Below are 23,107 nucleotides of genomic sequence, written 5' to 3'. Positions count from 1 at the left end.
GCATCCCACCGCAACACTCGTGACGATCGCGACGCGCCCCTCAATCGGGTGAGACGGGCGAATTCATACACTGATTTTCGGTTCTGGAAAACGGAAATATTTTGTGCGTGAGGTCTTGCGCCGTCGGGCAAATCAGAGCTATGGGCCGATCGGCATCGGAGCATCGTAGGGCGGGTCAGCGAAGCGTAACCCGCCGTTCCTGGTCGCGCCGCGTGGCGGATTACGCTCCGCTAATCCGCCCTACAAAGCTGTCCACGTGGCGTGCCCAGGCGAGCTACGACCTAGCCTTTGCGCGCTTCGGCTTCATGGAAGATTTGGGGGCGACGGGACGTTGCCCCGACGACGTCTTCACGCCCGTTGCCGATTCCTCCTGCAACGGCTCCTCGTCCAGGACATGAATCGTGGTGAGGAAATCCGCGCCGGCGCGCATCACGTGCTCGGCGGCGAGCGTAGCGGCCGCGCGCTCGTCGCCGTCGATGATCGCGCGCAGGATGCCGGCATGTTCGTCCCAGGTCCGCGCCTGACGCACCGGATCGGTCGGCGAGAACAGCATCGCGGTGCGCTCGCGCAGCCGCTTCAAGAGATCGGCGAGCACGCGGTTGCGCCCGGCCTCGGCCAGCTCGTGGTGGAATTGCTGGTTGAGCCCGGGCAAGAGCTCGAAGCGCCTGGCGGCGACCGCCTCGTTGCCCTGCTTCAGCACCGCGGCGATGCGCTTGAGGATGTCCTGGTCGCGGCGCCGGGCGGCGAGCCGCGCGTTCTGGCCTTCGAGCAGGGCCCGCACTTCGATGGTCTCGCGCGCCTCCTCATCGGTCATCGCGAGCACTGATGCGCCACGCCGAGCAGTCACCTCGACGAGGCCCTCGGAGGCCAGGACGCGGATCGCTTCGCGCACAGGATTGCGGGAAACCCCGAGCTCCTCGGCGAGCCGGCCCTCAACCAGCCGCTCGCCCGGCTTGAGCCGCCGGCTCAGGATCGCCTGGCGCAGCTCCTCGATCACCCGGCCATGGAGGGACAGGTAGTCGTCACCGAGACGCGGTTTGGAGTTTCCCAGCCTGCCTGCCATGCAATGTCCGTCCGGGCCGCGCCGGCGCAACGTTCCGGACCGCGCGACGAGGCCCAATCAGCCGCCGCCTCCGATGCGGCAGCAACAGATTCGTATTTAGACTGCCCCGCCGAGGCCATCAAGCGGCTGTCATTCCCCGTCAACAGCAAGGCTTCTGACCGGCTGCGCGACGGGCTTCGGCGTCCAGGACACGCTGACATTGCCGGTGAGGAAGGTTTGGCATGCCATCCGATAGCCGGCAGCAAACTGCTCTTCGGTCAGGTGCTTGCGCTCCTTGGGCTTGATCGCGTCGGTGTTCTCGATGCCCTGTTCGATCCGGCATTTGCAGGTGCCGCAGATGCCGCCGCCGCATTTGAAGGGGATGCCGCCCTGTTCGCGCAGCGACACGCGCAGGAGATTGCTGTTCTCCGGCGCGGTCACGGTTTTCCCGTTGTTGGTGAGGAACGTGACCTCGATCATGTCGGCTCGATGCTCAAGAAAGGGTTGGCGTCACAGCTTGCGCAGCCTGGTGTCCATGTGGCCGAACGTGATGAGATGCTCGAGCTCGCTATAGGCGCGCTCCGGCGTCTCGAACTTCTCCAGGAATTTGGAAGGGACCTTGTTGACAACAGGCGGCGACCACGCCTCGTCGATCACCTTCACCTTGGTCTCCTTGAGCAGTTCGGCGATCACGAAGGTCGCCTTCTTCACGCCGTAGAACAGGTAATCGTAGGCTTCGAGGGGGCGCAGGCCCTCGACGATCTCGGTCCGGAACAGGCCCGGCTTGCTGGTGAGAATGACATACATCGATGATGGCCTCCCGGCTGTGGCTGCGATCGCGCCGACGGCGCGCGTCGGCGCCGTCGTCTCAGGTCTTCAGATTTGCAGCCGCCGTCGGCGCGACGACGTCGGCGAGCGGCGTTGCCTCCTGCGACAGCTCGATGTCATGGGTGAGCCAGAGCTGGCAGGCGAGGCGATAGCCGCGCGCGATCCGCTCACCGAGGCGCTTCTTCTCCTTCCAGTTCGGCTCGGGCAAATGCTCACCGCCCCTGATGATCAGCGAGGCGCACTTGCCGCATTTGCCCATGCCGCAGCCGTACAGGAAGTTGGGGTAGGGGAACTGGCGGATGCCGGCCCGCACGACGAGGTTGGTGTTCTCCTTGACCTCGCCGTGGAAGGTCTGGCCGTTGCGGTGAAAAACGACTTGAGGCATCCCAGCTCTCCGGTTGTCGCGCGCCGTTCAAGCCTGCAGCAGGGTGCGTTCGTCGGCCGGAACGCTCGCTTCGGCCATGCCGAGCTCGGCGAGCGAGACCTCCTTGGCGACATAGTCGTGATAGAGCGCGGTGGTGTAGAGCAGCCGCATCTGCGCGCCGATCTCGCAGATCTTCAGGCAGCGCTGCTGCAGCTCCACCGTATTGGCGTGCTCGAGCACGATCTGGTAGCCGCGCTCGCCGTGGATCTCGTCGGAGACGATGTGGAGATCGAAGAACTCGACCTCCTCGTCGGTGAACTTGTACTTCTCGCGCAGGGTCGGCGTCTGCTTGCGGTAGATCGAAGGCACCTGCGACTCCAGGCCGACCACGAGGCCGGCGACCGCGACGATCGGGTCCTCGCGCATCGCGACCGCATAGCACCAGCTCTGCAGGCCGCGCGTGGTCGGCGTCATGTTGTCGGGATCCTTGACCCGCTCGGCCGTGGTGCCGCAGGCCTCCGCGAAGCGGATCAAGAGGTCGGTGTGGCGGTCGCCGCCGATCTCCTCCTCGTACATGTTGGCGAGCAGGAAGTCCTTGGCCTCCTGATACTGCTCGGGCATGCGGGCATAGATGTAGCCGAGATAATCGGCGAACGGCCCGACATAGTGGTAGTGGTTCTCGGCCCAGCGCGCGAGATGCGCGCGGCTCAGCTTGCCGCTCGCCCAGGCGATGCTGAACGGCGCCTTGTTGGCGCTCTTGCCCTTGATGGCGTTTTCGAGGGCTGCACGAAATTCAACGTGATTCATCAGCTTCTGCATCGTCGCGCTCCTGTCGCCTTTTGCGGTTTGGTCGCTGTTCCGGGTTCGTTGCAGTATACTGTATACAAAAATGGTGAGGTGTCAACACGCGGTAGCGGACCGTTTGGCGGGTGCCTGCGGACGATCAGAATCGCCTGCGAAGTGCTGCTATATGAGCAAATGGCCGCAAAATTGTGCATCGCGGCGACATTATTTAAGCAGGGTTGATCGCGAACCATCCACAGTTTGCTGTTGCAATTATAGAATACAGTATACAATATGGTTGCATCCTTGGGAGGGGAGGTCCGGTCTTGCAACAGCATGCTCCGATTGTCGCCGCGCATTGGGTTTACCTGTGCGGCGTCGCTATCATCGTCCTGACAATGATCTGGCGCGCTAATGTCGTGGTGCCGTCGATCGTCGCGACTTTCCTGGTCGCGCTGGCGTTCACCCACAGTCCGGTTGCGGCGCTCGCCAGCATCTTCAACGCCAGCTTCACTGCGGCCAAGGAGCTGTTCAACATCTTCCTCGTCATCGCGCTGATGGCGGCGCTGTTGAATGCGCTGAAGGTGCTGCGCTCGGATATCCGCATGGTCGAGCCGTTCCGCGCCGTCATGAAGGACGGGCATACCGCCTTCTTCGTGCTCGCGGCGATCACCTATGTGATCTCGCTGTTCTTCTGGCCGACGCCGGCGGTGCCGCTGGTCTCCGCCGTGCTGCTGCCGGCGGCAATCGCGGCCGGTCTGCCGCCGCTCGGCGGCGCGCTGGCGATCGCGATCGCGGGCCAGGGCATGGCGCTGTCGTCGGATTACGTCATCGGCGTCGCGCCGGGGATCAGCGCCAAGGCGGCGGGGAGCGCGGTCAGCGCCGCCGTGGTCGCCGACCGCGCGCTGGTGCTGTCGCTGATCACGGGCATTATCGCACTGGTGCTGGCCTATCTGTCGATCCGCAAGTCGATCACCAAGTCGGACGACCGGCTGCTCGCGCTCTGGCAGGCGAAATCCAGCAATGGCGAGCTGGCGCGTATCGCCGAGGAGGGCACCTTCGACAAGGTCGAGATCGCCCGCGGCACCGCGGAGGGCCAGAAGCCGTTCGCGACCCAGGCCCAGATCGACAAGGCGCTCGCGGGCGTGCCTGTCAGCCGCGAGAGATGGTCGCGGCTGTTCGCCGTAGTGACGCCGCTCGCCTTCCTCTGCGTGATCGCGGTGATGGTGCTGGCGAAGCTCGGCATCGGCCATGATCTCAAGGGCGGCGACGCAGCCGCGCTGGTCGGCGGCGTTGCCGCGTTGCTGATGATCTGCGCCTCGTTCGCCGCCGACGAGCTGCGCAAATTCCTCGATGCCAGCGCCGATCACGTCACCGAAGGCTTCGTCTTCGCCTTCAAGGCGATGGGCTCCGTGCTGCCGATCGCAGGCTTCTTCTTTCTCGGCGCCGAGCCGGGCCTGTCTGCGCCGATCCTCGGCGTCGCGCCGGCGCAGGCGCCGAGCCTGCTGTTCGAGTTGATCCAGTCCGCGCAGGGCTGGATCCCCGGCAACCAGGTGTTCGTCGCGTTCGGCGTGCTGATCGCCGGCATGATCACCGGCATCGACGGCTCCGGCTTTGCCGGCCTGCCGCTGACCGGCTCGCTGTCCGGCGCGCTGGCGCCGGCCGTCGGGCTCGACCCGGCGACGTTGGCTGCGATCGGCCAGATGGGAGCGGTGTGGACCGGCGGCGGCACGCTGGTGGCGTGGTCGTCGCTGATCGCGGTGGCCGGCTTTGCGCGCGTGCCGGTGTTCGAGATCGTTCGGACCGTGATGGTCCCGGTGCTGATCGGGCTCGCCGTCTCGACGATCGCGGCGGTCCTGATCTGGCATTGAGGAGAGGCTTGGCGATGACGGCTAACACGGCGGCGAAGGGTGTGCGGATCTCCGCGGCGAGCGGCGATGCCGAGGAGTTCTGCAACCTGATCAACGGCGAACCGGTGCGAAGCGCATCCGGCGCGCTGTTCGACAATCAAAACCCTGCCGATTTCGCCGAGACGGTCGGGCGCTTCCAGGCCTCGACGGAGGCGGATGCGCGCGCCGCGGTCGAGGCGGCGGCCACAGCCTTCGAGAGCTGGAAGAAGACGTCCATCTCGAAGCGCGCTGAGGTGCTCAACCGTGCCGCCGATCATCTCGAGGCACGCGCCGACCAAATCGCGCGCGAAATGACGCGCGAGATGGGCAAGGCGCTCAACCTTGCCCGCGACGAGGTGATGCGTTCGGCGCAGACCCTGCGGTTCTACGCCGTCGAAGGCCAGACCCTGACCGGCGAGGTGTTTCCGAACGACGATGCCGACATGACTGTCTACACGCTGCGCGAGCCGCTCGGCGTGGTATCGGTCATCACGCCGTGGAATTTTCCGCTGTCGATTCCGGCTCGCAAGATCGCGCCGGCGCTGATCACCGGCAACACGGTGGTGTTCAAGCCGTCGTCGGATGCGCCGCTGACCGGCTACCGGCTCGCGGAGGCGCTGATCGCGGGCGGCCTGCCGAAGGGCGTGCTCAACTTCATCACCGGCAAGGCCGGCGAGATCGGTCCTGCGATCACCGAGCCGCCTGTCATCCGCGCCATCTCCTTCACCGGATCGACCGCGGCCGGCGCGCAAATCTGCCGCGCGGTCGAGTTCACCACCCGCACCCAGATGGAGCTTGGCGGCAAGAATCCGTTGATTGTCATTGACGATGCCGACCTCGATCTCGCGGTCGACCTCGCGATCAAGGGCGGCCTGTCGCTCGCGGGACAAGCCTGCACCGGCACCAGCCGCATCCTCGTCATGCGCGCGGTGCGCGCCGCGTTCACCGAGAAGCTGGTCGCCAAGGTGAAGGCGATGAAGATCGGCTCTGGCCTCGAGAGCGGCATGGATATCGGACCGCTGGCGACCGCCAAGCAGCTCGACACCGTGCTGCGCTACATCGCGATCGGAAAGCGCGAGGCGACATTGCTCTGCGGCGGCGAGCGGCTTGCCGGCCCCGCCTACGACCGCGGCTATTATGTCTCGCCCGCCGTCTTCACTGACGTCACGCAGGAGATGACGATCGCGCGCGAGGAGATTTTTGGTCCGGTGCTTGCGATCATCGAGGTCGAAAGCTACGCAGACGCGATCGCCAAGGCCAACGACACCGAGTACGGCCTGTCGGCGGCGATCGCGACGCGAAATCCGCGGCTGATGCACGCCTTCGCTGATGACATCCAGTCCGGCACGGTGAAGATCAACCGCACCACGACCGGCAATCTCGTCAACGCGCCGTTCGGCGGACTGAAGCGGTCGAGCACTTCGACCTTCCGCGAGTCCGGCCGCACCGGGCTCGAATTCTACACCCAGATCAAGACTGTCTATCGCGGCGTGTAGCTCGCGAACTAACCAACACACGGAAAGATACGATGAAACGTTCGCTGAAGCTTGAACTCGCGGAGGCCCGCCACATGGTCTCTGCCGCCATCAAGAAGGCTGCCGAGCTCGGCGTTCCCGAGACCGTCTGCATCACCGATGAAGGCGGCTATCCGCTCGCGCTGGAGCGGATGGATGGCGCGCGCGTTACCGGCCCGCAGATCGCCTGGAACAAGGCGTTCACCGCAGCCGGCCACAAGCGTTCGACGCATTTGTTCAACAAGGCGCCGAACGGTCCCGCGCTGCCGGGCAACGAGGCCTTCGGCATCCAGTGGAGCTTTGACGGCAAGTTCGCGGTGTTCGTCGGCGGCTTTCCGATCGTGGTCGATGACGAGGTCATCGGCGGCGTTGGGCTGAGCGGTGGCAATGGCGAGCAGGACACGCAATGCGGTCTCGCGGCGCTTCAGGCCCTGCAGGAACTCTTGTGCGGCCATCGCGTGCTGGTCGCAGCCGATATCAAGATGTGACTCCCGCCGGGCAGGCACTGCCGGTTCGCTGCGTCGAAAGAGAGTAGCGGAGAGCTTTCGCTTCCGGCGAGAGATGCCAATGAAACGCTGAGCGCCACATGCGCGGGAACCTGTTCATAGTTGAACTTGGTGGATTCCGCAGATGGACTTCCTCCATTAGGGTTAGCTCACACGTGCTGATTCGGAGCTTGGTTTCACCCGATCAGCGACTGGCATGCCCAATACGTGGTGACCGTCGGCTTTTTGCTGTACGCAACTGTTGGAAGTCAGCGCAGCATCCGCATTGGATGCCGTTGAAATTACTCCCTGAAATTCCTTGAAATGAATCCCGTGAGGCAGTTTTGGTGCAATTGGGCGCCCAAGATTTCGGCACAATCTTCCCTTGGTTCCGCCCAATGGAACGGGAATTCCTGCCTCAAACGTAAACATACGTTCATCGCAATGAGGCGCCACCCGGTTGTTGCGCTCAGACTTACAGGTCTTGGGGGTTCTCAACAAAAAGGGGATAAAACTTGACAACACTACACTTTGCCGCAGGTGGTGGCCTCAATGCGCAGGGGACTTACGCCCCTGCCGCGGCAGGCTTCAACCTGGCCGACGTTTCGTCGGTGGACGAACTGAACGCGCTGCCGGCCGGCGTGCAGGGTCTCGTTTGGCTCAACAACGCCAATGGCGTCGACCAGAGCTTCATCAACGAGGTGCAGCAGTACGCCGGAAATTCGAAGCTCTACGGCTTCTACCTCGCTGACGAGCCGGATCCGACCGGGCAATGGGGGACGCAGATCTCGGCCTCCACTTTCATGGCCGAGTCGGATTACATCCACTCCCACCTTCCGGGCGCGAAAACGTTCATCACCATGATGAACATGGGGTCCAACGAAAATCCGAGCTACGCCAACTCCTACAACCCGGCGAACACTCACATCGATCTGTTCGGAATCGATCCGTACCCCGTTCAGTCGACTGGCACGATCGATTACAGCATCATCGACAAGGCCGTGGCTGCCGCTGAAGCCGAGGGGATTCCGCAGAGTGCGATCGTCCCGGTCTTCCAGACCTTCGGTGGCGGCAACTGGTCGACCGAATCCGGCGGCTCCTACGTCATGCCGACGGCGGCGCAGGAGCAGGCGATGCTGGGCCATTGGGCGGCGGTGGTGCCAAATCCGGCCTTCGACATGGCCTATTCCTGGGCATCGCAGAATGGCGATACCGCACTGGAGAGCTCGCCGGCGCTGCAGGCCGTTTTCCAGCAGCACAACACGAGCACCAGCATGACGCTTCCGACCGGGAGCACGGGTGGAAGCACGACCGGCAGCACCGACACCAGCGGCGGAAGCACGACCCCGGGCGGCACGACCACGGGCTCGTCGAGTGGTTCGACGACAACGACCGATACCGGTGGGCATCATCACCACCACGGGCTGGATTACGCGGCTCTCACGGGTGCCAGCACGACCTCGCCCACGATCGACGTGTCGACATCGACCGCCACGACGCCCGTCGTGACGGATCCGACCGGCACCACGTCAGGCACCGGTTGGTCGGGTGGCGGATATCATTGGGCCGATGCGATGGGTGGTTCCACCACCGATCATCACTGGCACTGGTAGGCTTGTAAGGGGGGTCTTTCTCAAGCAGGTCATACGCGCGGCACGCCGCGCGTATGACAATACCCAGGGGACTATCTCGCGGCCGCAGTGGCCGCGAGGCGGGGTGCCATTCCGCGCACAGTGGAATGTTGAAGTGCGGGCGCCGTCACGCTCGATCGCATGCAAATTTCAACCGCTTGCCGCCGCCCCGCCAAGGGCGGCCCGGATGTGCACATGTTTACTTCGACAAAACCGCCCGCACTCGCGGGCGCGTTCCGTCAGATCCGTCCCGGCCTGATGGCCGCCGGAGGATTGTCCATCTTCATCAATTTGCTGGTCTTCGTTTCGCCGCTCTACACCATGCAGATCTACGATCGCGTGCTGACGAGCCGCAACGGGATGACGCTGCTGCTGCTGACGCTGATCGCGCTCGCGCTGTTCGTCAGCTACGCGGCACTCGAGCATTTTCGCAGCCGGGTCCTGGTGCAGACCGGAATCCGTTTCGACCAGATCCTCTCGGGAGAGGCGTTCGAGACCGCGCTCGGGCAGTCGCTGGCGACGAGCAGCTCGCATCACGTTCAGCTGTTGCGCGACGTCGACACCCTGCGCGAGGTGCTCTCGGGCGGCGTGATCACCTCGCTGATGGACGTGCCGTGGACGCCGATCTTCCTGGCGATGTGCTTCCTGCTCCACCCGCTGATCGGCCTCGTTGCGCTGCTCGGCGCGGTCGTCATCCTGACGCTCGCCTTTCTCAACGAGCGCGTCACCAAGGCCCCGCTGACCTCCGCCGCGCTGAAGAACCTTCATGCGCTCGACCGGTTGACCTCCTCGCTGCGCAACGCCGAAGCGATCCGTGCGCTCGGCATGGGACCGGCGGTGCGGGGAGCGTGGGCGGCCACGCATGATCAGGCGCTTGTCGAAAGTGCAAGGGCCGGCGAGCGCGGTGGCACGCTGCTCGCGATCTCCAAGTTCCTGCGCATGGCGATCCAGGTCGCCATCATGGGGGTGGGAGCCTACCTCGCGATCCAGCAGGAAATCTCGGGCGGCGTGCTGTTCGCGGCCTCGCTGATCATGGGCCGCGCGCTTGCGCCGGTCGAGGCGGCGGTGTCGCAGTGGAAGGCGCTGGTCGCCGCGCGCACGTCGTTCGCGCGGCTCGACAACGCGCTGCGGGCCCGCGCGGCGGAGCGCCCGCCGACGCGGTTGCCGCCGCTGGTGGGTGAGGTCTCGGTCGAAGCGGTGACCGTCCTCGTCCCCGGATCGCAATTGCCGGCGGTCGCCGACGTCTCGTTTCGCCTCGCGCCCGGCGAGGTCGTCGCCGTCGTCGGTCAGTCCGGCTCCGGCAAATCGTCGCTGGCGCGCGCCCTGGTCGGGGCCTGGCCCGCGGTGCGGGGCTGCGTGCGCATCGACGGCAACGACATCAGGCATTTCGACTCCAACTTCCTCGGGCAAAGCCTCGGCTATTTGCCGCAGGACGTCGAACTGTTCGCCGGCACCGTGCGCGACAACATCGCGCGCTTCCGCGGGGATGCCTCCGACGAGGCGGTCGTCGAGGCGGCGAAACTGGCGTCGGCGCACGCCATGATCCAGCGGCTTCCGAAGGGCTATGACACCGTGATCGGAGACAATGGCGCCGGCCTGTCCGGCGGTCAGCGGCAGCGCATCGGCCTCGCGCGTGCGCTGTTCGGCAAGCCGGTGCTGGTCGTGCTCGACGAGCCGAACGCCAATCTGGACGGCGACGGCGACCGCGCGCTCGCCGAAGCAATCCAGATGCTCCGCAAGCAACGCGTGACGATCGTGATCATCAACCACAGGCCCAATCTGCTCGCTTTGGTCGACAAGATCGTCTTCATGCATGAGGGACGCCTTGGGCGGGTCGGCACGCGCGACGAACTTCTTCCCGTGCTGCTCGGGCAGACCGTGACGCCGATGCACCGCGAAGGCCGCGTGCTCGCCGAGGATCACAACCGCGCTGAAGCCCAATTCCGTGCCGACGGCGCGCAGCGCTACGTGCACATTTCAAATCCGGCGCGTCAGGCGCACGCGACGAGGCAATGATGGACAGAATGATAAGGCGGGAAATGGGGGCGCTTCACGCTGAGTTGGCGGGCGTTCTCAGGCGCTTCACCACGAGCGGCGAGACGTCCGGCGTATCGGGCACGCTGCGGGACTTCGCCGCGAAGGCGTGGTCGCGGGCAATTTCGGTGGGCCGGTTTTTATTCGCACGTCTGCCGAACGCGTCGGACCGCGGGGCTGCACTTGGTAATGACGGCCCGTCCGGCGATTGGCACACGCCGGCGCGCCGCGGCTTCGCCATCGTGTTCCTGACCTTCGGCGTGTTCGGCGGCTGGGCCGCCGTGGCCTCGATCGACGGCGCGGTGGTGGCCACGGGCTCGGTGGTCGTCGAGAGCGACCGCAAGACGGTCCAGCATCTCGAAGGCGGTATTGTCCAGAACCTGATGGTGACCGGCGATGCCCATGTCGAGAAGGGGCAGGTGCTGTTGCGGCTCGACGCCACCCAGGAACGCGCGAAGGAGGAGATCGCACGATCCGCGGTCTATTCGGCGATTGCTGAAGAGGCGCGCCTGCAGGCGGAAGCCGAGGGCGGCGACAAGATCACGTTCCCGACCGAACTTGTCCAGAAGACCTCTGATCCGGCAGCGCTGCGCGCGATGGGTGACCAGAAGCGGCGGTTCGACGAGCGCCGCGCCGCACGAAAGATCGAGATCTCGATCCTTGAAGAGCGCATCGGGCAAGCGCAGCGCCAGATCCAGGGAAACATCGCGCAAAGCAAGGCCTCGCAGGCGCAATTCGAAAGCGTGAGCGCGGAATACACCAAGCTCAAGCCGCTGGCCGATCAGGGCATCGTGGCGTTCGCGCGCGTCGCGACCCTTGAGCGGTCCAAGTCCGAGCTCGAAGGCAAGATCGGCGCGTACGAGGCCGACATTGCCCGCTTTGGCCGCATCATCGACGAGTCGCGGCTGCAGATCGACCAGGTCGGGCAGAAGGTCCTCGAAGAGGCGACCGCCAAGCTCGCCGAGACGCGGGCGCAGCTTGCCGATGCGCGCGAGAAGCTGCGCGTCGCCGCCGACGTTCTGGCGCGCATGGAGGTTCGCGCACCGCGCTCCGGACGGATCGTGAATCTGAAGGTCCACACCGTGGGCGCCGTGATCAAGCCGGGCGACACGTTGATGGAGATCGTGCCCGACAACGATGTCCTCGTGGTGGCCGCGAAAGTGTCGTCGCTCGATATCAATCACGTGCAGGTCGGCTTGCCCACCGAAGTGCGGCTGCCGTCATTCAAGGCGCGCTCCACGCCGATCGCCGTCGGCGAGGTTCTTTCGGTTGCGGCCGACGCGGTTCGCGACGAAGCCACGCATCAGCCGTTCTACGAGGTCAAGGTCTCGGTGCAGGTCGCGAACTTTCCCGAGAAGGTCCGTGAAAAGCTCAAGCCGGGCATGATGGCCGACGTCCTGATCGCGACCGGCGAGCGCACCGTTCTGGCATACCTGACCCAGCCGATGACGGATGCTATTCGGCGCGGCATGCGGGAAAACTGAGCGGTCGCGGCCGCTCGCCCGCCGTCGCTTCACGAGCGTCTTGCTTCGCCTGGAATCCGCTGGGGTTCCAGGCGAATTCGATATGCGGCGAAGCGACGCATGATCGAAGCAAGGCTCGCTATGCACTTTGTTGCCTGCATTTTTTGAGGGGTTCTATCCGCCAATCTTGGGTTGCATCGTCTTTCGGCGCACGATTCCCTTCGAATGAAGGATGCCGATATTTTCGCGACAGGCCATAACCAAGCTTTGAGTTCGGCGAAGGTGGTCGATGGCCCGGACGTATCTCCAACCCGAACTGGCGCGCGGACCGGCTGATCCGCGGCGGGGTCGGAGGTTGTCGTCCCGTCCGGAGATCCCTGACCAGACGATTGGCCAGATCGTGGCGAATGCCTGGACCGGGATCCTCAAGACCGAGGTCGCGCCCGAACGCTGGGCCGAAGCCGGGGGCGATTCCTCCGGCCTGGCGCGCTGCCTCCTCGAGATCGAGAGCGCCACCGGGCTTGAGCTCGCGCGCGAACGCTTCAGCCCCGACATGACCATCGCCGAGATGGTTAAGGTGATCGTATCCGGGCAGGCGGCCGGCGAGGTCGCCCGCCCGCCGGGCGAGGCACCACCGACCCTTTTCCTGTTCTCTGGGTCCCTCGGCTACGGTCCCAGCATGGCTGCCTTTGCCGGCGCGTTGGGAAAGGTCGCCCGGGTCGTCCCGATCAAATATCCCGACCTGCGCAGCATCCTCGACGGAAAGGACAGCGTTGCTGACATGGCGGAGGCCGGCATCGCGCAAATCCAGCGCAGTCAGCCGGTCGGCCCGGTTCGCCTGATCGGTCACTCGCTGGGTGGCGCGGTGGCGTTCGAAGTTGCCGCCCGGCTCCTGGAATCGGGACGGTCGGTCAACTTCCTCGGGATCCTGGATACGCCGAACATCTATGAGCGCCAAGATTACCACGAGACGCTCGCCCGCACCTTGCGGCGGCTGCGCGCCAATCGCGTCAACATGTCGAGGCTCGCGTGCCGGGCACTTGCAAAGGTCACCGCGATCGTCCACGGCGAAGCCTATCTTGCCGGGATGCTCGATCGCTACTCGCGCGGGAAGTTCGCCACGACCCGCTTTCGGATCAAGCTCGAGCTTCAGGAAGTGCTGCGGGCACGCGCCTTCTTCCGATGGCTGGCGGGCGCCAAACCAAGGCTGCCGATCGCAGGCACCTTGTTCCGCTGCAACCGGCCGAGCCTGCCGCAGCCGCTCGGCTGGGATGTCACCTTCGCAAGCCTGGACGTGATCCCGATCGTCGGCAGCCATGTCGATCTCGTCGCCGAGCCCTACCTCACCACGAACCATCCCCTGGTCGAGGCCGCGGTCGTGCAAACCTACCTGCCGACCGAGCTTTGCGGACGGAGGATGCCGTCATGAGCCTGGCCCGGCGCATCCCGATTACGGTGCGATTCAGCAGCGACGTGCTGGCGCTCGATCCTGCCGCCGAGATCGACAGGATCGTCGCAGCCCTTCGCAAGCAGGTGTTGGACACGCTGGGACGCCGCGGCGCCATCGTCGGGCTTTCCGGCGGCATCGATAGCTCGGTCGTGGCGGCGTTGTGCGTGCGTGCATTTGGCAACCACAAGGTCTTCGGCATCTTCATGCCCGACCGCCACTCGTCGGACGAATCCCTGCGCCTTGGCCACAGTTGCGCGACGCGGCTTGGTATCAACACCGCGCTGGAAGACATCTCGCCGGGGCTCGAAGCGCTCGGCGCCTATGAGCGGCAGATCGAGGCGATCCAGGCCGCCGTTCCCGAATATGATCATGGCTGGAAGTGCAAGCTGGTGCTGCCCCCGGTTCTCGAGAGCAGCGGGCTCAACATCACCCGCCTAACGGTTCAGAGCCCGGACGGCGCGACCCGCACCGTGCGGCTTCCGTCGGAGGCCTACCTGCAGATCGTCGCCGCGACCAACTATAAGCAGCGTGTCCGCAAGATGACCGAGTACTATCACGCCGATCGCCTTCGCTACGCGGTCATCGGCACGCCGAACCGGCTCGAGCACGAGCTTGGCTTCTTCGTCAAGCAGGGCGATGGCACCGCGGACGTGATGCCGATCGCGCATCTCTACAAGACGCAGGTCTATCAGCTCGCGGACTATCTCGATATCGACGATGAGATCCGGCGCAGGCCGCCGACGACAGATACGTTCTCGATGCCCCAGAGCCAGGAGGAGTTCTATTTCGCGCTGCCGTATCACCTGATGGACCTTTGCCTCTACGCGCGCAATCACGACATTCCACCGGATGAGATCAGCGCTTCTGTCGGGCTCACGGCGGCCCAGGTCGAGACGGTGTTCCGGGACATCGACGCCAAGCGGCGCGCGGCGCGCTATCTCCGCGCCCGACCCCTGATCGCGGACACGTTCGAGGACTGACCGACATGTGCGGCATGGCGGGGATCGTATCGTTGAACTCCGCTGCCGCGCCGCCCTCGCGCGAGGCCTTGCTGCGAATGATCGGCGCGCTGGGGCATCGCGGCCCCGATGAACGGGGACTCTACCGCGACGAACGCGCAGGGCTCGCCCATACCCGCCTGTCCATCGTCGATATCTCGGGAGGCCGGCAGCCTCTCGTCGATGCCAGCGGCAAGGTGTGGGTCGTGTTCAACGGCGAGATCTTCAACTATGTCGAGCTGCGCAAGCGGCTCATTGCGCTCGGCTACCGGTTCCGGACCCGCGGCGACACCGAGGTGATCGCCAACGCCTATCGGGCCTGGGGCGAGGCGGCCTTCGAGCGCATGACCGGACAGTGGGCGATCGCGATCTGGGATACGGCTGGGCGCCGCCTCGTGTTGTCACGCGATCGGACCGGCATTTGTCCGCTGCACATCTGCGAGCGCAAGGACCGCGTGTATTTTGCCAGCGAAGTGAAGGCGATTTTCGCGGCGGATACGACCATTCCGCCGCGCTTCGATCCCGCCGGGATGGATCAGACCTTCACCTTCTGGACGGTGGTCCCGCCGCAGGGCGTGTTTCAGGGGATCAGGGAGCTTCGCCCGGGGCATATCCGAATCTACGAGCGGCGCGGCGTGCGCGAGTATGCGTACTGGCAACCGCAATATCCTGGCGCGGCAAGCGCCCAGTTCGCAGGTTCGCTCGACGACGCGGCCGGGGAGGTGCGCGCCGCACTGGACGCTGCGACCTCTCTTCGCGTGGTGCGTTCCGACGTCGCCGTCGGCAGCTATCTTTCCGGCGGTCTCGACAGCTCGCTTGTCGCGGCGATGGGGCGGCGCTTTGCCGGGGAGCGGTTCCAAACCTTCTCGCTCCGCTTCAGCGATGCCGAATACGACGAAACCGATTTCCAGCGCCTGCTCGCCCGCGCCATCGACAGCGAGCATCATGAGGTGGAGGTCACGCGCCGCGACATCGCTGAGGTGTTTCCGGACGTCATCTGGCACACTGAACGCCCGATTCTGAGAACCGCGCCGGCGCCGCTGTTCCTGCTGTCGCGACTGGTGCGCAGCCACGGCATCAAGGTCGTGCTGACCGGGGAGGGCGCCGACGAGGTCTTTGCCGGATACGACATCTTCCGCGAAGCCAAGATCCGCCGCTTCTGGGCGCGGCAGCCGGCCTCCGACCGGCGCGCGCGTCTGCTGGAGCGGCTCTATCCTTATCTCTCGCGCTCTCCGGTGCAGCAGCAGGCGATGGCCCGGCGGTTCTTCGGGCGCAACCTGTCGGCCTACGCCGCGCCGGGTTTCGCGCACGACACGAGATGGCACACCACGGGCGCCATCAAGCGATTGTTCTCCGCCGACATGCGGGCCGAAGCGGCCAGGCATGATGCGGTGTCCGAGCTGATCGGCGGTCTGCCGCCGGAATTCGCGCAATGGGGTCCGCTCGCGCAGGACCAGTACATCGAGATCGAGACCCTGCTGTCGGGATATCTGCTGTCATCCCAGGGCGACCGAATGCTCATGGCGCATTCGGTCGAGGGACGCTTCCCGTTCCTGGATGAGCGCGTGGTCACGCTCGCCAATGCGCTGCCGCCATCCTACAAGCTGCGCGTGCTGGACGAGAAGCACGTGCTGAAGCGCGTCGCAAGGCCGCTGCTGCCGCCGGAGATCGTCGCCCGCAAGAAGCAGCCATTCCGTGCGCCGAATGCGCTGTGCTTCGTCGGCGACCAGGCGCCGGACTATGTCGCCGAGGCGCTTTCGGAAACGGCAGTCCGCGAGGCTGATGTCTTCGATCCCGTCGCGGTCGGGCGCCTGCTCGCCAAGTGCCGGGCCCAGTCCGCTGCCGGCGGCGCGGATCTCTCGAATTCAGACAACATGGCGCTGGTCGGCGTGATCTCGACCCAGCTGCTGCATCGGCAGTTCATCGCGAGCCGTCCTGCCGGACGTCATGCCCGCGAGCTGACCGTCGATATCGATCGCGAGCACCGGGGTGAGGCGGCCTTTTCCTGATGCACGGGCCCGTACCATTGCTGCACGACTACCTCAGCCATTCCGCCCGGACGCTCGGCGGCAAGGTGGCGCTGGTGTGCGGCAAGCGCCGCGTGACCTACGGAGAGATCGAGGCGAGCGCCAACGCCGTCGCTCACCAGCTGGTCGGAAGCGGGGTGGCGCGAGGCGACAGGGTGATCATCTTCGCCGACAACACCGTCGAGACGGTGATCAGCTTCTGGGCCGCGCTCAAGGCGAATGCCGTGGTGTGCGTCGTCAATCCGCTGACCAAGCGCGACAAGCTTGGCTACCTGCTCAACGATTGCCAGCCCACGGCCCTCATCGCCGACGGGCACCTGTTCTCCATATTCGGCGAGCCGGCGGCAAAATGCCCGTCATTGCAAGGTGTGGTGGTCACCGGGTCGATCGCGGATGCCGAGCTGGCGGCGCTGCCGGGTGCGGTGCGCTGGAATGCGGCGGTCTCCGCCGGCCGGGAGACGCCACCTCCACGCAGCTGCATCGACATCGATCTCGCCGCCATCGTCTACACCTCCGGATCAACCGGCGATCCGAAGGGCGTGATGCTGACGCACCGAAACATGCTGGCCGCCTGCACGTCGATATCGGCATATCTCGCGCTGAGCCAGGACGAGGTGATCCTGAACGTCCTTCCGCTCGCGTTCGACTACGGGCTGTATCAAATGATCATGGCGTGTCGTGCCGGCGCGCGGCTGGTCCTCGAACGCTCCTTCGCGTTTCCGGCCGAGATCGTCCGCCTGATCGAGGACGAGCGGGTCACCGGCCTGCCTGGCGTTCCGACCATCTTCTCGACGCTGTTGGGAATGGAATCGCTGAAGGAACGCGATCTCTCCAGCATCCGCTACGTGACGAATACCGGGGCGGCGCTGACGATGAAGCATATCCGCCTGCTGCGCGACCTGCTCCCGAAGGCGCGCCTCTATTCCATGTACGGGCTCACCGAGTGCAAGCGGTGCACCTACCTGCCACCGGAGGACATCGATCGGAAGCCGTCGAGCGTCGGGATCGCGATCCCGAACACCGAGATGTGGATTGTCGACGCAAACGATAAACGTCTCGGCCCCGGCGTCGTCGGTCAATTGGTCATTCGCGGCGCGACCGTGATGCGCGGCTACTGGCGCAAGCCGGAGGCCACGGCGAAGAAGCTTAGGCCCGGGCCGCTCCCCGGCGAGATGGTGCTCTACACCGGAGACTATTGCTGGATGGATGCCGAGGGGTACCTTTACTTCGTCGCCCGCAGCGACGAGGTGATCAAATCACGCGGTGAGAAGGTCGCCCCGAAGGAGGTGGAGAACGCGCTGATGGATATCCCGGGAGTGGCGGAGGCTGCGGTCATTGGCGTTCCCGACGAACTGTTGGGCCAGGCCATCAAGGCGTTCGTTGTCGTCGAGCAGGGCAAGACTCTCGGCGAGCGGGAGCTTCAGAGGGAATGCAGGCAGCGCCTGGAGAGCTTCATGGTGCCGAAATCGATCGTGATCGTGCCCGAACTGCCGCGGACGAACACGGCCAAGCTCAACAAGCGGGCGCTGTTGGAGGAGTTCGAGTGATTTGATCGTGAGCTGTCATTTGTACCGGAGTTTAGGCCATGTTGCTCAACAGGGAACCGCTTGAGACCTATCGGACAGAAATACGCGAATTCCTGCTGTCCAATTTCTATGTTTCCGATGCGAACGCGCTGAAGGCCGATACGTCGTTGCTCGATCAGGGCGTTATCGACTCGACGGGTGTGCTCGAGGTGATCGGCTTCATCGAAGAGACCTTCGGCATCACGGTCGAGGATGTCGAACTGCTGCCGGAGAATCTCGATTCCATCGAAGGGATTGCGCAGTACATCATCCGCAAGAAGAGCTGACGCCGGTGTCCTTTCGCGGATCCAGTTCTATGTCTTTGCGTGCGCCATAACCACACGGCCTTCGCCCTGGTCGTTGGCGACGACGCTCACGTCCTGATAGCCCTTGCTGCGCTCGAGGAGCGTGGTGACCTGCCGGTCCTGGCCGAGGCCGATCTCGAACAGTAACATGCCGCCGGGCCGCAAATAGGTGAGCGCATCCTTCACAACCCGCATATGGATGCTCAGCCCGTAGGGGCCGGCTGCGAACGCTTCCCGGGGTTCCAGGTCAAGCAGAGGCGCGCGGTCGCCCTTCAGGCGCGTTTCTGAAATATAGGGCGGGTTGCAGACGATCAGATCGATCGATCCTTGGAGTGGAAGGCTTGAAAGGGCGTCGAACAAGTCGCCCTGGCACACCGATATCCGCGCGGCGAGGCCGTGACGGGCGACATTGCGGCGGGTGATGGCGACGCAATCGTCGGTCAGGTCGCTCGCCCAGACCTGCGCGCCGGGAACGCCCTGTGCGATGGCGCATCCGAGATTGCCCGCGCCGCAACACATGTCGATCACGCGCGGCGCCGGCAAGTCCCATCGACGCAGCGCCGCGACGGCGGTTGCGCCAAGCAATTCCGTTTCCGGACGGGGAACGAGGACCCCGCGCGCGACCAATAGCTCCATCCCCATGAACCAGGTGCGGCCCTCGTCATACGCCTGCGCGACATCGACCATGGCATTGTCCTTCAGTCAGGGCTGGGGCCAGTTGCAGGCGGTGGCGAGCTTGCGCCGGACCGGATCCAAGCCGGCCAGCGGGAAGGTGCTTTCATATGGCGGCGCTTTCCCGGCGTAGATCCGGACGAGGAGCCGGCCACCGTCCGGCAATGCGCGCAGGAAGCGCACAACGTCGCCCGAGAAGGCGAGGCTCCTGCCGCCCTCGGCGGCCTTCCAGCGCTGTTCGACGGACGGCTCCTCGTTGATCTGGTAGACAACCTTCACCTCGCCATCCGGTATCGGCCTCGCGGCGCCCGTGCTCGAGATCATCAGCTCGGTGCGACTGGCGCGGCAGTGGATGGCGAGCCGGGAGGGGGCGTCCTTTGACCATACGCGCGCGGTGGTTTGCACGGCGACCTGCGGCTTGTAGTCCACCGGCGAGGTCGTCTCGCTGAAAATCCAGTTCGGGCCTTGCGGTGGCACTGCCGCGGTCGATTCCGGCGCTTCCCCGAGCAGTTCATCGACGCATTTCAGGCGTTCCATTCCCTCGAACCGCGCGCATTCCTTCAGCCGGTCGAGGGCATCGCCTGCAAGCGCGCAGGTCGTTTGACCCAGACCTGCGAGCGTGGCCAACGCCACGACGCAGACGCCTTTCATCGCGATAGTCCTACCGTCGCCTTCTGTGAACGATCGAGCCATTCCTGCGCCGGCGCGAACCGGACGAGACCGGGCACGCTGGCGCGCAGGTTGACGTCCTTCCACTTCTTGTCGAATCCGGGGGACTGCAGCCGGTCGAGCCGGCCGAACAGGTGCTCGACAAAGCGCGCCATGCGCGCGTAACGATCGGTCTGTGGCGCCCAGTTGAAGGCAGCGAGAATGGTGGGGACGGCGATGGTCGCGATCCGCTCACCTTTAGGCACCAGGTTCGGATAGTCCGTCGCGTCCAATGACGCGGGAAGATAGTAGTCCTCTAACCTGGAGTCGTATTCGACCGGCAGCAACTTGAAGCCGGGATCCCAGCGCCCTTTCAAGAAGGCATCGATTGGCTTTGAGGTGACGAAGACGACAGCAGAGATCTCGCCGCGCTTCATCTGTTCGATTGCGATCTGGTGGGGAATGAACATCTTGTCCACATCCACTCCGAGCCGGCTGAAGATCAGCGGACCGGAATAGGCAGCTGCCGTGCCTTGGGTGTTGAAATTGACCTTCTTTCCCTTGAGATCCTCCAGCGACTTGATCTCGGGACGAACGAAGATGTGCAATTCGGACGGGAACAGGTTGAGAATATAGACGATGCGCCGGTCGACGAACGGAATCTGGGCCTTGTACTCGTCAAGGACATCCGTGTTGATGATTGCGGCATCGATGCCCCTCAAATAGAGCAGCGAGTTGATGTTCTCCGTCGCGCCTTGCGTCACGATCGGGATGACGTGGAGTTTGTCCTCCTCGTTGACGACGCGAGCAATCTCCGCGGCGAGCCGAAGCGGCGCGCCCTCGATGAACCCGCCGGCGAGGCCAACGGTCCACGCGTTGATGCGCTCCTTGGCGGCCATGTCGATCTTTCGCGCCGCGGCAGCCGCCGCCGCGGACTGGTCGCGCGGCGGAGGAGCCTGGGCGCTGGCCGCGAATTGCAGGCCGAGCATTGCCAATGCAACTGTCGATGCAAGCTTGATGAAGGACATGTGCCTCTCTCCGTTCGGGCTGCCTCCAGCGTGCGGGGCGATTGCTATCTCAGCGTGTTGAGCCGTTCGGCCGCATCGTCGATGCCGGCGGCCTTTGCTCGCTCATAGAGTTCGCGTGCCCTCGCCGGATCGCTCGCGACGCCGTAGGCGCTCCACGATTGCAGCACGCGGGGATCGTAGGTTTCGGCAAGCATGAAGGCCGCGCGCGCGCTGCCACGGCCGGCCGCGTGTTCAAGGAGTTGGCGCGCGCCGCCGATGTCGGATTGCCGTAGCAACGCGTTCGCCCGGACGAGCAGCCTTTGCTCATCCGCGAGCGGACGGGGTGATGGGGTCGGCGCGGATCGCTCCGATGCCGCAGCGAGGTGCGGAGTCCGTTCCGGCGGGGAGGCGCGCTCTGCCGGCGGCGGCTTCGGCGGCGACGGCTGCGATACGGGTTTGCGTTCGGGGGGCGAGGCCGCAGCCCGGCCAACGGACTGCTCCTGCGGGCGGCCCGCTTCCTTGCCGGTCTTTGCAGGCGCCTCGGCGACGCGCCGTGGCGCGCTCTCGGCGGCTGCGCGGGCCGCGGGGGCAGGAGCCGGCTTGACCGCCGCGACGGCCGCGAGCTTCCGGTTGGTGTCCTCGAGCTGGGCTTTGACCGACGCAAGCTCGCGCGCCAGGCCGTCGGCGCGTTCCCGCTCGCCGGCAAGCGCCAGCTTCTGCTCCGCGGCCACCGTGCTGTTTGCCTCGGTCACCTGCAGGACCTCGGCATAGGCGGCCGCAAGACGCGTCGAGCGCTCCTCGACCTGCTTGCGCGTCGAGGCAAGCTCTCGGCTCAACGCCTCTGCCTTGCTGCGTTCCCTGTCCAGCGCCTGCTTCGCATCAGCCTTTGCTGCATCCGCGGTGCGGGTCGCCTCCGGGACGGCGGCACGCACGGCATCGAGTTCTTTCTTCAGGGATGCCGCCTCGCGCGCCAACCCATCCGCCCGGTCGCGCTGCTGTCCGAGATCGCGCTCGAGCGCCTGCCTTTGCGTCGCCTCCGCACTGCGCGCTTTCGTGACCTCGGCGGCCGCGGTTCGCGCGCTGTCGAATTCCGTTCGCAGCGCGACGAGTTCGCGCGCAACGGCGTCGGCCTTCTCGCGCTGCTGCTTGAGCTCGCGCTCCAGCGCCTGCTTTTGCGTGGCCGTCGCGGTGGTGGCTTTCGCGGCTTCAGACGCAGCGCTGCGGGCGGTCTCGAGCTCGCCCTTGAGGGCGGTCAATTGGCCCGCAACGGTATCTGCCTTGTCGCGCTGCTGCTTGAGCTCCTGCTCCAGCGCCTGCTTTCGCGCCGTCTCGGCGATGGTGGTTTTCGATGCCTCGGACGCGGTGCTTCGCGCGCTGTCGAACTCGGCCTTGAGGGCGGTCAGCTGGTTCGCAACTGCATCCGCCCTGTCGCGCTGCTGCTTGAGCTCCTGCTCCAGCGCCTGCTTTTGCGCAGTCTCGGCTGTGGTGGCTTTCGAGGCCTCGGACGCGGCGGTTCGTGCGGTCTCGAGCTCGGTCTTGAGGGCGGCGAGCTGGTTCGCGGCTGCGTCGGCCTTGTCGCGCTGCTGCTTGAGCTCCTGCTCGAATGCCTGCTTCTGCGCGGCTTCCGCGGCGTTTGCCTTCGAGGCATCAACGGCGGTGGTTCGTGTGGCATCGAACTCCCCCCGCAGCGCGTTCAGTTCGCCCGCAACGGTATCCGCGCGGTCGCGCTGCTGCTTGAGCTCCCGCTCGAGTGCCTGCTTTTGCTCTGCGCCCGCCGCGGCGGCTTTCGCCGCATCCGAGGCCGCGGTCCGTGCGGCCTCGAGCTCGGAGCGGAGAGATGCAAGCTCAGGCGCCGGGGGCTCTGCTCCGCTGGGCTGTTCAAGCGCACGCTGCTGCTTGAGCTCCGCGTCGGAGGCTTGCACGGCTTTCGAAACCGCGATCCGCATGGTCTCGAGCTCGGCCTTGAGGAACGAGAGCTCGCGCGTGAGATTGGCTGCCTTGTCGCGCTCCAGCTCGAGCGCTTGCGTTTGCTTGATCCCGACGTCGATCGCCTGAACCGCCTGCGCGCGTTCGCGCCGGGCCGCTTCGAGCTCCGTCCGCACGGTTGCCAGCTCGCGCGCGAGCTTGTCGGCCCTGTCGCGCTCCTGATCGGCTGGCTGTCCTTGCCTGGCGCTGTCTGCGCCGCCGACGGGAGCGGCCAATTCGGTGTCGCCGCGTTGTCCGCCCTCGGCAGTGCCGACGAGGAGCGACGCCATGCAGGCGACCACGACCGCGCATATCCGCGCCGCTCGTCTGTCCGTGCAGCGCGAGCGGTCGGTCAAGTCGGTTTGCAGTTGGCGGCGAAACATGGCCGTGAGGCGCATCGGCCGAGGGACAGTGGTCAGCGGGACAGCCGGTGTCGG

General features: G+C 65.3%; 20 protein-coding genes. 11 read left to right on the top strand and 9 right to left on the bottom strand.

The genetic code is table 11. The annotated features are described in order from the left end of the window. Positions 1-274 precede the first annotated feature (274 nt). From ACFFWD_RS44160 to ACFFWD_RS44140, 5 genes are all read right to left on the bottom strand, one after another. Complete coding sequence (locus ACFFWD_RS44160; RefSeq protein ID WP_376975747.1) at positions 275-1,120, bottom strand: GntR family transcriptional regulator; 846 nt, start codon at positions 1,118-1,120, stop codon at positions 275-277. Between the two features lie 72 nt (positions 1,121-1,192). Then, complete coding sequence (locus tag ACFFWD_RS44155) at positions 1,193-1,522, bottom strand: 2Fe-2S iron-sulfur cluster-binding protein (RefSeq protein WP_376975746.1); 330 nt, start codon at positions 1,520-1,522, stop codon at positions 1,193-1,195. A gap of 30 nt (positions 1,523-1,552) precedes the next feature. Then, positions 1,553-1,849 carry a ferredoxin gene (locus ACFFWD_RS44150; protein WP_376975744.1) on the bottom strand — a complete coding sequence of 99 codons (297 nt, stop codon included), beginning with the start codon at positions 1,847-1,849 and terminating at the stop codon, positions 1,553-1,555. Positions 1,850-1,910: 61 nt separating this feature from the next. Next, complete coding sequence (locus ACFFWD_RS44145; protein WP_376975743.1) at positions 1,911-2,255, bottom strand: 2Fe-2S iron-sulfur cluster-binding protein; 345 nt, start codon at positions 2,253-2,255, stop codon at positions 1,911-1,913. Positions 2,256-2,282: 27 nt separating this feature from the next. Further along, positions 2,283-3,053, bottom strand: a complete 771-nt coding sequence (locus tag ACFFWD_RS44140) for an iron-containing redox enzyme family protein (RefSeq protein ID WP_376975742.1) — start codon at positions 3,051-3,053, stop codon at positions 2,283-2,285. A gap of 290 nt (positions 3,054-3,343) precedes the next feature. Between ACFFWD_RS44140 and ACFFWD_RS44135 the strand changes: the two genes are divergently transcribed. From ACFFWD_RS44135 to ACFFWD_RS44085, 11 genes are all read left to right on the top strand, one after another. Then, complete coding sequence (locus ACFFWD_RS44135; RefSeq protein ID WP_376975740.1) at positions 3,344-4,888, top strand: hypothetical protein; 1,545 nt, start codon at positions 3,344-3,346, stop codon at positions 4,886-4,888. A gap of 14 nt (positions 4,889-4,902) precedes the next feature. Next, on the top strand, positions 4,903-6,402 hold the full coding sequence (locus ACFFWD_RS44130) for an aldehyde dehydrogenase family protein (protein ID WP_376975738.1): 1,500 nt from the start codon (positions 4,903-4,905) through the stop codon (positions 6,400-6,402). Between the two features lie 32 nt (positions 6,403-6,434). Beyond that, the gene (locus ACFFWD_RS44125; RefSeq protein ID WP_376975737.1) at positions 6,435-6,908 is read left to right on the top strand and encodes a GlcG/HbpS family heme-binding protein; all 474 of its coding nucleotides are present in this window, start codon (positions 6,435-6,437) and stop codon (positions 6,906-6,908) included. A gap of 512 nt (positions 6,909-7,420) precedes the next feature. After that, positions 7,421-8,518 carry a calcium-binding protein gene (locus ACFFWD_RS44120; protein ID WP_376975735.1) on the top strand — a complete coding sequence of 366 codons (1,098 nt, stop codon included), beginning with the start codon at positions 7,421-7,423 and terminating at the stop codon, positions 8,516-8,518. 213 nt (positions 8,519-8,731) lie between these two features. Then, positions 8,732-10,552, top strand: a complete 1,821-nt coding sequence (locus ACFFWD_RS44115; protein ID WP_376975734.1) for a type I secretion system permease/ATPase — start codon at positions 8,732-8,734, stop codon at positions 10,550-10,552. Then, positions 10,552-12,054 (top strand): HlyD family type I secretion periplasmic adaptor subunit, encoded by a 1,503-nt coding sequence (locus ACFFWD_RS44110; protein ID WP_376975733.1) that lies wholly within the window; start codon positions 10,552-10,554, stop codon positions 12,052-12,054. Before ACFFWD_RS44115 ends, ACFFWD_RS44110 begins: the two co-directional genes overlap by 1 nt. Before the next feature lie 334 nt (positions 12,055-12,388). Then, positions 12,389-13,462, top strand: coding sequence for a thioesterase domain-containing protein (locus ACFFWD_RS44105; RefSeq protein ID WP_376975732.1), 1,074 nt, complete (start codon positions 12,389-12,391; stop codon positions 13,460-13,462). Continuing rightward, entirely contained in the window at positions 13,459-14,463 is a 1,005-nt protein-coding gene (gene nadE, locus ACFFWD_RS44100) for an NAD(+) synthase (RefSeq protein ID WP_376975731.1), read from the top strand. The genes ACFFWD_RS44105 and nadE overlap by 4 nt, the downstream gene beginning before the upstream one ends. 5 nt (positions 14,464-14,468) lie before the next feature. Then, positions 14,469-16,490 carry an asparagine synthase (glutamine-hydrolyzing) gene (gene asnB / locus ACFFWD_RS44095; protein WP_376975730.1) on the top strand — a complete coding sequence of 674 codons (2,022 nt, stop codon included), beginning with the start codon at positions 14,469-14,471 and terminating at the stop codon, positions 16,488-16,490. After that, positions 16,490-18,055, top strand: coding sequence for a class I adenylate-forming enzyme family protein (locus ACFFWD_RS44090; RefSeq protein WP_376975729.1), 1,566 nt, complete (start codon positions 16,490-16,492; stop codon positions 18,053-18,055). The genes asnB and ACFFWD_RS44090 overlap by 1 nt, the downstream gene beginning before the upstream one ends. A gap of 38 nt (positions 18,056-18,093) precedes the next feature. Next, positions 18,094-18,360 (top strand): acyl carrier protein, encoded by a 267-nt coding sequence (locus tag ACFFWD_RS44085; protein ID WP_376975728.1) that lies wholly within the window; start codon positions 18,094-18,096, stop codon positions 18,358-18,360. 27 nt (positions 18,361-18,387) lie between these two features. On the opposite strand, the gene ACFFWD_RS44080 is transcribed toward ACFFWD_RS44085, so the two are convergent. The 4 genes from ACFFWD_RS44080 to ACFFWD_RS44065 are packed head-to-tail and all read right to left on the bottom strand — an operon-like array spanning position 18,388 to position 22,960. Beyond that, positions 18,388-19,065, bottom strand: a complete 678-nt coding sequence (locus ACFFWD_RS44080) for a N5-glutamine methyltransferase family protein (RefSeq protein ID WP_376975726.1) — start codon at positions 19,063-19,065, stop codon at positions 18,388-18,390. A 15-nt stretch (positions 19,066-19,080) separates the two neighbouring features. Then, on the bottom strand, positions 19,081-19,683 hold the full coding sequence (locus tag ACFFWD_RS44075) for a type VI secretion system-associated protein TagO (protein WP_376975725.1): 603 nt from the start codon (positions 19,681-19,683) through the stop codon (positions 19,081-19,083). 14 nt (positions 19,684-19,697) lie between these two features. Then, positions 19,698-20,726 carry a TAXI family TRAP transporter solute-binding subunit gene (locus tag ACFFWD_RS44070; RefSeq protein WP_376975724.1) on the bottom strand — a complete coding sequence of 343 codons (1,029 nt, stop codon included), beginning with the start codon at positions 20,724-20,726 and terminating at the stop codon, positions 19,698-19,700. A 44-nt stretch (positions 20,727-20,770) separates the two neighbouring features. Then, the gene (locus tag ACFFWD_RS44065) at positions 20,771-22,960 is read right to left on the bottom strand and encodes a coiled-coil domain-containing protein (protein WP_376975723.1); all 2,190 of its coding nucleotides are present in this window, start codon (positions 22,958-22,960) and stop codon (positions 20,771-20,773) included. Positions 22,961-23,107 lie beyond the last annotated feature (147 nt).

It is taken from the genome of Bradyrhizobium erythrophlei (assembly GCF_042430365.1).
Classification (GTDB): domain Bacteria; phylum Pseudomonadota; class Alphaproteobacteria; order Rhizobiales; family Xanthobacteraceae; genus Bradyrhizobium; species Bradyrhizobium erythrophlei.
This window is presented reverse-complemented; position numbering and strand designations above follow the sequence as displayed.